Source organism: Verrucomicrobium sp. BvORR034, assembly GCF_000739635.1.
Classification (GTDB): domain Bacteria; phylum Verrucomicrobiota; class Verrucomicrobiia; order Verrucomicrobiales; family Verrucomicrobiaceae; genus Verrucomicrobium.
The window spans coordinates 1-11,768 of record NZ_BATQ01000081.1; the positions used below are offsets into that span (position 1 = coordinate 1).

The following is an 11,768-nucleotide window of genomic DNA, read 5'->3' on the forward strand; positions in this document are numbered from 1 at the left end:
AGCCATTGCGGGGCCGTGTGGCGCATGGCGTAAAATGGCGGAGTAACGTCCTTTGTTGGGGTTTGGGGGCGGGATAGGCTCGCTTTGTCACTCTGCGCACCAAGTAGAGGAAACTACCAAGCCATGAAGCACGACTACCAGAGCATGAAAGAGGAGAGCGCCCTGAAAACCGGGCGACGTGAGTTTGCCCGGCTCACGATGGGCACCCTGGCCGGGGTCACGCTGGGGCAGGCATCGGTCCGGGGCGAGGCGGCGGCCACGACGCCCCCGCGATTTCTCACGAGCCTTCGCGGTCGGCCCATCACCATCGCGATGCTCGTCTTTGAGCGCATGGACCAGATCGACTTCACCGGACCCTTCTCCGTGCTTGCCCGCGTGCCGGAGGCCCGCATCCAGGTGGTCGGTCTCACGAATGCGCCGGTTCGCGATCACAAGAGGCTGATCCTCACACCTCAAATTGCGCTGAACGAGGCAGGCCAGCCGGATGTGCTGGTCGTTCCCGGTGGACCGGGCCAGGAGGCGCTGATGGAGCACCGGGACCTGCTCGACTTCATCGCCGCCCAGCAGCATGAGGGGCGTGCCTTGTTCTCCGTCTGCACCGGGGCCCTGCTCTGCGGCGCGGCTGGTGTGTTGCGGGGTCGCCGGGCCACCACGCACTGGTCGGCATTGTCCCTGCTGGGGCACTTCGGTGCCATCACGGCCAAGGAACGGGTGGTGGTGGACGGCGATCTGGTGACATCCGCCGGGGTCACTGCGGGCATCGATGGCGCGCTGACGCTGGCCGCTCTGGTTCGAGGGGAGAACGTGGCGCAGCAGATTCAGCTCGACATCCAGTATGCTCCTGAACCGCCCTTCCAGGCTGGCAACCCGGAGACCGCGCCGCCGGATGTGCTGGCGGCCGTGACCGCCCGCTACCGGCCTCTCACCGAGGCCAGAGCCGCGACCGCGCGACGCCTGGGGAAGTGAGCCCGCTGCGCGGGAGACCGAAGACTTGAAGACAGAAGACATCAGACTTGAGCTCTGGCCGTCGTTGGACGCGAGCATGGGGCTGCTTCGCATCGTCCACAGACCACCCTTTCACCCACCCCCGCCCTCGCCGGTCTTTTCCCAGCTGCGCATCTGTGCTACACCTTTACGCCATGGCCATCTCCTCCAAGTATGTTCACACCAACCTCACCGCGCGTGACTGGCGTCGGTTGGCGGCCTTCTATCAAGACGTCTTCGGCTGCACGCCCAAGCCGCCGGAGCGCGATCTGTCCGGCGCGTGGCTGGATAGTCTTACGGCGTTGACGGAGGCCCATCTGACCGGCATGCACCTCACGCTGCCAGGTCACGGCCCCGATGGGCCGACGTTGGAGATCTTCAACTACGAGCACATGCTGGAGCGGCCCGATCCTGTGGTGAACGAGCGCGGCTTCGGCCACTTGGCCTTCCTGGTGGAGGATGTCCCCGCAGCTCTCTTGGCCGTGCAAGAAGCCGGCGGCGGTGCCATCGGCGAAGTGGTCCGCACCGTGGTCTCCGGCGTCGGCACACTGACTGTTGTGTATGCCAAGGATCCCGAGGGGAATATTCTGGAACTGCAGAACTGGAGCTGAGGCCCGCTGCGCGGGAGACAGAAGACTTGAAGACAGAAGACGAAAGACATGAGGGAAGACACCAGACTGCCAGACGCCAGACATAAGACCTGAGGCGCTGAGCGGGGCGATAGCGCAGCGCAGATTGGCAATCGGAATCAGGCCGCGAGGCGGGAGGATGCAATTCTCATACAAAGGCACGAAGGGTTGGGAAGCTAAAAGGAGGCGGGGGTTCCAGCCCCGCGGTGTGTGGAGTGGGCGGAGCGGGGAGATGATCGTGGGACGTTTGGCTGGTGAGCCGGTTGGCACAACCGGACTACGCCTGTGGCGACCTCTTGTGCGAGAGCTCAGGTCTTGAGTCTTGTGTCTTATAGTCTGGCGTCTCCCGCGCAGCGGGCAGGGCTGGAACCCCCGCCTCCTTTAAGCTTCCCGGCTGGTGTCGCTACAGGGCAAGGTAGAAGAGCCGTCCCGGCTCTTGGCGGCGCTGGGTGACTCGACGAACAAGAACCGAGACGGTTCTTCTACACGCCCCGCCTCACACCCGGATGATCCCCCGCCGGATCGCCTCGGCGGTGGCTTGGGCGCGGTCGTTCACGCCGAGCTTCTCCAGGATGTGGGTCACGTGACGTTTCACGGTGTCCTCAGCGACGCCCATGCTGGCGGCGATCCTTTTGTTGGATTGGCCGCTGGCGATGAGTTCCAGGACCTCACGCTCGCGCGGGGTGACGGTGAGGCGAATGCGCTGGCTCTCCAGCCTTTGAGCCAGCTCTGGGGGCAGGGAGGTGCCGCCTGCGGCCACGCGACGCAGGGCGTCCAGCAGGTCCTCGCGGGTGGAGGACTTTTGCACATAGCCCGCCGCCCCGGCGTTCAGCGCAGCGAGGATCTCGTCCTCATGGGAGAAGGTGGAGAACACCAGGATGCGCGCCTCGGGGTCGTGCGCACAGATCGCCGCCGTGGCCTGCACGCCGCTCAGGCCGGGGAGCTGCAGGTCCATGAGCACGACACTCGGCCGCAGGCGTTGGTAGGCCTCCAGTGCCTGATCACCGCGCTTGGCCTCGCCGATGATCTCGATGTCGTCTTCGATCTCCAGCGCGGCCACGAGGCCGCTGCGGACGACGAAGTGGTCATCGACGATGAGGAGGGTCAGCGGGGTCGTCATATGAGGGGCCTCAAGCGGCGGTGTTCAGGGGCAAAGTTATTTCCAAGACGGTGCCCTGGCCCGGGGCGGTGCGCCAGTGAGCGGTCGCGTTCAGCTTCTCGCAGCGCTCCTCGATGCCGATGCAGCCGAATCGGCCCGCCTGGCCGTGATGCCGCGCCTCGAAGTCAAAGCCCTGCCCGTCGTCTGCCACGGCAATGCGCAGGCATTGCCACTGCATATGCACACGCATTACCACATGCAATGCCTGGGCATGTTTCAGCGCATTGGTCACGGCCTCGCGGGCGATCATCTTCAGATGGTGCACGATGTGGGAAGGCAGCGCGGGTAGCGGCTCATCTGCCTGCAACTCCACGGCGGGGCCGCAGTCGGTGGTGTGCTCTTCCACAATCTTGGCCAGCTCGGTCTTGAGGTCCAGTGCCTCATGTGAAGGTTGGCGCAGCTCAGAGACCAGGCTGCGGGTTTCCTCATGGATCTGGGAGACGAGACGACGCGAGGCCTGCAGCAGGCGGCCACTTTTCTCATCGGCACCCCGCGCCTTCACGGCATCCAGCCGCAGGGCCAGCCCGGTGAGCCCCTGCTCCAGGGTATCATGAAACTCACGCGCGATCCGCTGGCGTTCCTCCAGCGTGGCCTCGTGCTGGATCTGGCGGCGGAGCGCCTGGGTCTGGCGACGCACCTGCCGGCGCAGAAAGGCGATCCACAGGGCGCAGAGGGCCATCGCCAGCAGCAGCAGGCCCACGGCCAGTGCGAGTCGCCGCGCGGTCCACCACGGCGGGGCGCTGAGCACCGCGACATCGCTGGCTGAGCGGGAGCGCAGATGCGCACTGCGTGGCGTGGAGGTGGTGCCAGAGGCGGTGTTGGAGTCCACCAGGCAAATGCCCGTCACCTGCACGCGGGCACCGGCGGGCAATTGACGGCCATCTGCGGGCATCTGCACGCGGAGCGAGCGACCGCCTTCCTGGAGCACCAGCACGTGACCGTCTTCCGTTTGGAAGCTGCTCGTGAGGTCGGCCGTCACGGTGACGAGATCGTTGTCATGCTTTCCCTTGATGAGGTCCGCCAGGTTCACGGCGATCGCGGCAGGGGCCGGGCCGGGCTCTTGCCGCAGCACCTGCGCATGCACCAGAGAGGCGCTGAAGCGTTGCATCTTGGGGAAGCCGATGACCTCCACCCGCGTGCCCAGAGGCAGGGGCAGAGGCTTGAGCATCTGCATCCGCAATGCGGTCGCATCATCCCGCACAAAGATCTCTCCATCGGGGAAAGCAGCGATGACCGTGCCCGCCATGCGCACGCGATGCCTGTCCTGGCCGAGCGCATCGAACGCCAGCAACTTGCTGCCGGAGATCAGCGGCACCTCGCTCTCTGGAGGCGCGGGCTTGATCACCTGCAGACCGCTCCAGTCATGCACCCAGGCGATGGCTTGCACCAACTGCCGACGCTGGTTCACGCCGCCTGCGGCCAGCCCCTCGATGCGGACGCGGCTGTCTGTGAGCTGTCGCCCCTCCTGCGGCGGCGCACAGATGCGCACCTCCAGCAGATCCTGCCCCAGGGCCAGGGTCAGGATGGAGCGTGATTCATCGCTCGTGGGCACCACCGCATGCACGATGCCCTCTACCGCGATGCGTTGGAAAAAGTACCGCCCCGAGAGGATGTCCGCATAAGTCGCCGGCAGAGCCGGGGGCAGCTCCCGATGCCCCAGCTTCACATAGCTCGCCTGCTCGATGCCCGGCAGATACGTTCCCGGGGTGGTGACCCCTTTGACCTGGAGCTCGTCGCCCGGCTGGAGAGACGTCTCGCTCTGACCGCGGAAGAAGGTGCCCGCCGTGCTGTCCTGGATCACGATGGCCCCGTTCGGCCCCTCGATGAAGACGACCGTCCCGCGGAGCTCCACCGGCAGCTTTTTGGCTGCCTCCTCCTCGCGCAAGGAGCGCACCGCCACCGCCGTGGTGAGCGGGGCCTCGGCAGCGTGGGCGGAGGGGAGGGGGAGGCCGGTCAAGGCCACGCAAAGGCCCCAGGCCATGACCATCCCGGCCGCACGTCTGTTGCGGGGGTGGGTGAGGCGGGGTTGCGGCAATGACATGGGTGAGACTAACAGTACTTTATCCGGCAGGCAGTGCCGCAGAGCAATGTAGAAGAGCCCTGCCCGCTGCGCGGGAGACTCCAGACTATAAGACACAAGACTCAAGACCTGAGCTCTCGCACAAGAGGTCGCCACAGGCGTAGTCCGGTTGTCCCAACCGGCTCACCAGCCAAACGTCCCACGATCCCTTTCTCCCTCCGCCCAGCCAACCGACCGCGGGGCTAGGAACCCCCGCCTCCTGTAAGCCTGCCAACCTCTAACAAGATCCTCCGTCGTGTCTGATGGCCACATCAGGGGACGTACGACTGAGCCGCATAAATGCGGTACTCCAACCCTGCCGGCGAACGCTCATGATTTACTTGGTACATGGGGGCCGATGCATCGTGCCAAGGAAGCTCTCCCCCAACACCACTCCAATACTCCATCACTCCTCGGTGTTAGTTCCTTGATCCCGCCTCGGGGCCTTCACCTCGGCCACCAGCACGCTCGTGTCCGGCGCCTTGCCGGAGTAGAAGGAGACGTAGTGGGTGCCTCCGATCACGGTGGCGTTTGCATTCCCCGCATCCCACGTGACCGCGCTGCCGGTGGCGACGGCTTCTGACGTGGGCCACTGGAGCGGGGCGTTGAACACGGTGTTCGGGTCCACCACCCGACGCCGCAGGATGCCGTGACCGCGATGGTAGTAGTAGTTGCTCAGCAGGCCCGTCTTGGCATCGAGGATCAGGCTCGGGGTGGAGCCGGTCACATCGCCGATGTTCGTGCGCGTGCGCTTCCAGGTGGCTCCGTTGTCGGTGGACACGATCTGGAACTGGGCTCTCTCCGTGGTCAGGACTCCCGACTCTGTGCGGGCGATGACCAGGATCTTGCCGTCGCCCAGGTACACCGCGGAGGGCTCGGTGGGCCACTCCGCTTTGGGCAGCTCAGCTTCGACCGTGGTCTGGGTCCAGGTGGTGCCGTTGTCGCTGCTGGTCACGATGCCCCAGGAGTTGGTGGGTTCGTCCGTGTAGTTTCCTGCGAACCACAGGGCCATGAGGCCGACCTGCGGCACGGCGAAGACGTCGGTGATCTGCATGGGGGACACAGCCAGCTGCGGCGTCGCCAGCAGGGTAAAGGTCACCCCGTCTGTGCTGCGGTACAGGTCGTGGATGCGCTCTTTCCCCACGCGGCGCACCCAGAGGAGCATTGCCCCATTGGCATCCAGCCCTTTCCCCACGGGCACATCGCCGTACCCTGGTGAATTGGCCACGGTTGTTTCCTGCGTCCAGGTTTTACCTCCATCCGTGGAGGTGCGCGCATAGGTGGCGCGGGCGTCTTCGCCGATCGTGTGCCCGGAGCCCCGGGTGTACACGCACACGAGCTTGTTGCCGATGGCCTGCAGCATCGGCCAGGAGTTGTAGCCCTTCACATCCTCCACGACGTGCGCCTTCTTGGGCGCCTGCACCGGCGTCACCTTCACCAGAGCCAGTCCGGCAGGGTGGGCGAACGTGTCTGCGGGATCGCCCGGCTCCCGCTGCACTCGCACCCAGAGCGGCGCGCCCGGCACCACCTCGTAGTAGGACTCCAGCACGATCGTCCGGCTGTGGAACGGTCCCGCGGGCAACGCGGTCCGCACCGGCGTGCCCAGCTTGTACCGGGCTGTGAACGGGCCGTCTCCGATCATCTGGGAGAGATGCACCCGGTAAACGTCCTCAAACGCCGGGCTCGTGGAGGCATCCGTCTGGGTCACCACCACCTCCACCTTCACCGCCGCGCAATCGCTGGGGAGCCCCGTCACCAACCCGGCCACCGACTGCCCCACTGTGCCTCCGGACAACGACCAAACGGGGACCTGCACGGGGCTGCTCGACATGAGCGCCAGAGAGGGATTGCCCGTCGCGAGGGTGAGTTGATTGGGCGAGAGCGAGGCCGGGGCTGGGGGCGCTGGATCCGCGGCGACAGTGTGCGTCGCCGTGGCGGCAAGCAAAGTCAGGAACAGAGGCAGTGAAGTGAGACGCATGGCGGCGGCACGCTTGTCTGGGCGGCAATGGAGCACAAGGGGCGGGAGATCACACCATAGTGGGGGGGAGACAGAAGACGAAAGACAGGAGAGAAGACGCCAGACTGCTAGACACCAGACGCCAGACGCCAGACGCCAGACGCCAGACCTGAGAATTCTCACACAAAGGCACGAAGGGGCGGGAAACTTAAAGGAGGCGGGGGTTCCAGCCCCGCGCTTGGGACGTGGCATCGGTCGACGAGGTCCAAGTTATCCTCAAGCGACCACCGACAGGGTTGGAGTTCCGCCTTTAGGCGGTCAGGGACGGCTCAGTCGAACATTTGATGATGCTACAGACGGTTATAGGGCACAACTTCCGCATCACCCACATCCCCTCCGCTCCCCCGCGGGGCTGGGAACCCCCGCCTCCTGTAAGCTTCCCGGCAGGCGTCGCCACAGAGCAAGGTAGAAGAGCCGTCCCGGCTCTTGGGTGTGCTGGGTGGTTCGAAGAACAAGAACCGAGACGGTTCTTCCACATTGAGAACGCGGCAATCAGTAAAGGAGGCGGGGGTTCCCAGCCCCGCGTATGTGGAGTGGGCGGAGCGGGGAGATGATCGTGGGACGTTTGGCTGGTGAGCCGGTTGGCACAACCGGACTACGCCTGTGGCGACCTTTTGTGCGAGAGCTCAGGTCTTGTGTCTTATAGTCTGGCGTCTCCCGCGCAGCGGGCAGGGCTACAACCCCCGCCTCCTTTAAGCTTCACGGCAGGCGTCGCCACAGAGCAAGGTAGAAGAGCCGTCCCGGCTCTTGCATGGCATGCGCGGGGTGGTTCGAGGAACAAGAACCGAGACGGTTCTTCTACAGTTTTGACCACGAGCAGCCCCGAGGCCTAGCGTCAGTTGCGATCCAAAAAATCGCACGCCGCAGCGGCCATGACCGCGACCCCCGTCTTCAGGCACGCTTCATCGACATCAAACGCGGGCGTGTGGATTTCTCCGGTGATTTCCTTGTCCGGATTGCTGACCCCCAGGCGGAAGTAGAAGCCGGGGACGACTTGGGCGAAGTACGAAAAATCCTCGCCGCCCATGCCGGGGACCATTTCGAGGACGTTGTCCTGGCCGAGCAGGCGGCGGAAACTGGGCAGCGTGGCTGTGGCGAGCTCCTTGTGGTTGATTACGCTCGGGTACCCTTTGCGATACTCCATCGTGTAGGTCGCGCCGTTGGCCTCGGTGATGCCCTTGAGTGTGCGGTGCATCTTCTCCAGGACCGTGTCGCGGAAGGCAGCGTCGTAGGTGCGGACGGTGCCGCCGAAGGTGACCTCATCTGCCAGGATGTTCTGGCGCTGACCGCCCTGGATGACGCCGACGCTGAGCACCAGCGGCTGGCGAGTGTCCGTCTGGCGGCTGCGGATGGTTTGCAGCGCAGTGATCGCCTCGGCGGCGACCACGATGGCGTCCACGCCGCGTTGGGGCGCGGATCCGTGCGCCATGACCCCGCGGATGGTGACCATGAAACTGTCGCTGTTGGCGCTGTCCGGTCCGATGGCGTAGGCGACCTGACCAGCGCGCAGGTAGTGCGGATCCTCGCCACGGCCGTCCGTGCGCGTGATGGTCGGGCGGCAGTGCAGGCCAAACACGGCTGCGGGCCGCGGGTTGTCCATCGCCCCTTCAGCGATCATGAGCTTCGCACCCCAATCGCCCTTGTAGGTGGGAGGCATGCCTTCCTCCGCAGGCTGGAAGAGAAACTTCACGCTGCCCCGCCACTGGTCGCGGTGCTTGGCGAGCAGCTCTGCGACCCCCAGACCGACCGTCGTGTGGACATCGTGGCCGCAGGCGTGCATGACGCCGGGGTTCTGTGATCGGTAGGACGTGGCGCGCAGTTCTTTGATGGGCAGCGCGTCCATGTCCGCACGGATCGCCACGCAGGGGCCGGGCTTGCCGCTGTCCAGCAGGCCGACCACGCCGTGCTTGGCGACCCCGGTTTTCACCTGAAGGCCCAGTGTGCGCAGCCGCTCTGCCACCAGCGCCGCGGTGCGTTCCTCCTCGTTGGAAAGCTCCGGATGCGCGTGAATGTCTCGGCGGGTCTCCACCAGCTTCGGATACAGGGCATCGATCGTAGTTCGGAAGGTCGCGTCGCGCGGGGACTCCTGGGCCATGAGCGCAGCGGTGCAGAATCCGAACAGGGCAAGGGGCAGGGCGTGGCGTTTCATTTCAGGTCAGAGCATTCGCGGGGCGCAAACATCTACGTCGCAAAACCTGAGAGTTCTCACACAAAGGCACGAAGGCACAAAGGGTTTGATGAGACGCCAGACTAGAAGACACCAGACACCAGACCTGAGTTCTCGCACAAGAGATCGCTACAGGCGTAGTCCGGTTGTGCCAATCGGCTCACGCACCAAACGTCCCTTGATCTACTTCTCGCTCCGCTCACCCCACACACCGCGGGGCCAGAGATCCCGCCCTGCCCGCTACGCGGGAGACTCCAGACTAGAAGACACCAGACTCAAGACCTGAGCGCTCGCACAAGAGGTCGCCACAGGCGTAGTCCGGTTGTGCCAACCGGCTCACGTACCAAACGTCCCTTGATTCATTTCTCGCTCCGCCCACCCAACAGACCGCGGGGCCGGAGACCACGCCCTGCCCGCTACGCGGGAGACTCCAGACTAGAAGACACCAGACACAAGACCTGAGCTCTCGCACAAGAGGTCGCCACAGGCGTAGTCCGGTTGTGCCAACCGGCTCACGCACCAAACGTCCCTTGATTCACTTCTCGCTCCGCCCACCCGATAGACCGCGGGGCTAGGAACCCCCGCCTTCTGTACCTTACTGACGTTGCGGGGAAGGTAGAAGAGCCGTCCCGGCTCTTGTGGGGCGCAGGGCGATTCGGAGAACAAGAACCGAGACGGTTCTTCTACACTGGCAACGTAAAGGAGGCGGGGGTTCCTAGCCCCGCGTATGTGACGTCGCATCGGTCCCAGACAACCAAACTATTCCGAAACGACCGCCGACAGGGTTGGAGTACCGTCTTTAGACGGCTCAGTCGAGAAACCGAGGGCGTTGCAGACGGTCTTCGCATTCAAGCCCGATTGTCCATTTACCCCTTCGCTGTAAAAGGCAGGCTAAAGCCTACCACTACTTTGAGCCTCCCGACTGAGGTCGCCATGGGGCAAGGTAGAAGAGCCGTCCCGGCTCTTTGGGGTTCACGGAAATGATGCTCATGGGCAAAGCCCAGCCCGGGAATTACCCCAGGCGTCCAGCACACCAGTTCTGGCGTAGGGATAAACGTCTGACCTCCCTCGAACCTTCCTGCTACAACTTATGGAACCTGTTTACGTGATTGGATGCGGCGCCGTCGGGGTGCCTTTGATGGCTTGTCTCGCTGCCGCGGGGCGACCAGTGATCGGCGTTCGCGCCAGCGAGGAAGACGCGCCGGAGCAGACGGTGACCGTCCCCGTCACGGTGGCTGACCAGGCGCTGGACCTGCCCCTTCAGACGGTGGGCATCGGTCGGCTGGGGGAGATCAAGGGGCCGGTGGTCATTGCCACCAAGGCGCATGCCAACGCGGCCCTGGCCCGGCGGCTGGCTCCGCTGGTGAGCGGTCCGGTGATCATCATGCAGAACGGACTGGGCGTGGAGCGGCCGTTTGTGGAAGCGGGGTTTCAGGAGATCTACCGGTCGGTGTTGTATGTCGTGAGCGAAGGCGATCTGAAAAAGGGCTTCCGCTTCCGTGCCGTCACGCCCTCGCCGGTGGGCGTCGTCACGGGCACGCAGGAGCGGCTGCAGGCCTGTCTGGCCGCGCTTCATACGGTCGGCTTCCCGCTGCGAGCGGAGGCGGACATCCAGCGCGAGGCCTGGACGAAGACTATCATCAACTGCGTGTTCAACGCCGTCTGTCCGCTGCTGGAGGTGGACAACAGCCTGTTCTCAAAGCACGAAGAGGCCCGGGACCTGGCGCGGAAGATCGTCACGGAGGGCGTCACTCTGGCCAACCGTTTGGGCATCCCCGTGGAGGTGGAGGCCCTCATGGAACGGGTGCTGAAGATCAGCGCCAACTCCACCCAGGCCATCTCCACTCTGCAGGACCTGCGGGAGAACCGCGAGACGGAGATCGACTACCTGAACCTCGAACTCGCCCGCATCGCCGCCGCCCTGGAGCCGCCCGCGTCCCTCCCGATCACCGAGACCCTCGGCCGGATGATCGCCCTGAAGTCCAGGTTGGGGCGGGGGACAGGGGGTGCGGGGTAGGGCTGGCAGCCATCTCTCGTGCTCCTTAAGAGGAAGAGGAAGGGGATGTCTGGGGTGTTCGATGTTGCTTCGGCTCGCGGCCAAGGAGTAGCCCTTGGGCTCTAGGTTGATCTCCACGAGGATATATCGCATACGGGGAAGTTAGTGCCTCCTCACGTCGACAACTACGACCGGTGTTGTTGGCCTCACGGCAGAAGGCATCCTCAAACACCTACTGTATCCGCACGCACCCCGATGGCTCACGCCTCTCCTCTCACCCACTGGTGTTTGATGGCCCATCATCCCAGCGCCCCTGTAGTTGTCGACGTGAGGAGGCACTAACTGAAGCGTCTGCAAGCTTCGCCTTCTCGCCGATATCACCAAATTTCGACAGACCCCGGTTCTCCACCCCCAGCACCTTGGAGGAGGCCATTTCCCAGGAATACCGTCAGACTCGGCACCGGACCCACGCCACCGGGTTTGGTTGACAAGGGTGCTAGAGTCCGCGCATGTTTTTTCGATCCCTCGTGCCCCTGGTCCTCTGCCTGCTGCTCTCGTCTTGCGTCACCTCCCTGAAGACGGTGCAGACTCCCGGCACTTCCCTGGCCGGGAAGAAGGTGTTCTACGTCGAGCGTCACCCCGAGGAGGACTGGGGCTACCATCAGATGATTGCGGATGAGATGTGCATGATGGGCTACACCGCCTCCGCCGGGGAGCCCTACAAGGGCCCTGCCAATGCCGATGCCATCGTGACCTA

7 protein-coding genes and 1 pseudogene are annotated in these 11,768 nt (G+C 64.5%); 4 read left to right on the top strand and 4 right to left on the bottom strand.

Annotated features, from left to right (window positions below; all coding sequences use genetic code 11):
- The first annotated feature begins 123 nt into the window (after positions 1-123).
- The gene (locus BV034_RS14055; protein WP_265592984.1) at positions 124-966 is read left to right on the top strand and encodes a DJ-1/PfpI family protein; all 843 of its coding nucleotides are present in this window, start codon (positions 124-126) and stop codon (positions 964-966) included.
- A gap of 173 nt (positions 967-1,139) precedes the next feature.
- Positions 1,140-1,595: a VOC family protein gene (locus BV034_RS14060; protein ID WP_050027641.1), complete on the top strand. Its 456-nt coding sequence runs from the start codon at positions 1,140-1,142 to the stop codon at positions 1,593-1,595.
- Between the two features lie 514 nt (positions 1,596-2,109).
- Here the strand turns inward: BV034_RS14060 and BV034_RS14065 are convergent.
- The 4 genes from BV034_RS14065 to BV034_RS14080 form a co-directional block, all read right to left on the bottom strand.
- Positions 2,110-2,733 (bottom strand): response regulator transcription factor, encoded by a 624-nt coding sequence (locus BV034_RS14065; RefSeq protein ID WP_050027642.1) that lies wholly within the window; start codon positions 2,731-2,733, stop codon positions 2,110-2,112.
- 10 nt (positions 2,734-2,743) lie between these two features.
- Entirely contained in the window at positions 2,744-4,813 is a 2,070-nt protein-coding gene (locus BV034_RS14070) for a sensor histidine kinase (protein ID WP_265592985.1), read from the bottom strand.
- Positions 4,814-5,237: 424 nt separating this feature from the next.
- A complete protein-coding gene (locus tag BV034_RS14075) occupies positions 5,238-6,809 on the bottom strand; it encodes a sialidase family protein (protein ID WP_050027644.1) in 1,572 nt (523 codons plus the stop codon).
- A gap of 874 nt (positions 6,810-7,683) precedes the next feature.
- A complete protein-coding gene (locus BV034_RS14080; RefSeq protein WP_050027645.1) occupies positions 7,684-8,997 on the bottom strand; it encodes an amidohydrolase in 1,314 nt (437 codons plus the stop codon).
- A 1,108-nt stretch (positions 8,998-10,105) separates the two neighbouring features.
- Between BV034_RS14080 and BV034_RS14085 the strand changes: the two genes are divergently transcribed.
- Positions 10,106-11,032, top strand: coding sequence for a ketopantoate reductase C-terminal domain-containing protein (locus BV034_RS14085; RefSeq protein ID WP_063768785.1), 927 nt, complete (start codon positions 10,106-10,108; stop codon positions 11,030-11,032).
- A gap of 488 nt (positions 11,033-11,520) precedes the next feature.
- A pseudogene (locus BV034_RS14090) lies at positions 11,521-11,768 on the top strand (hypothetical protein); the annotation flags it as partial.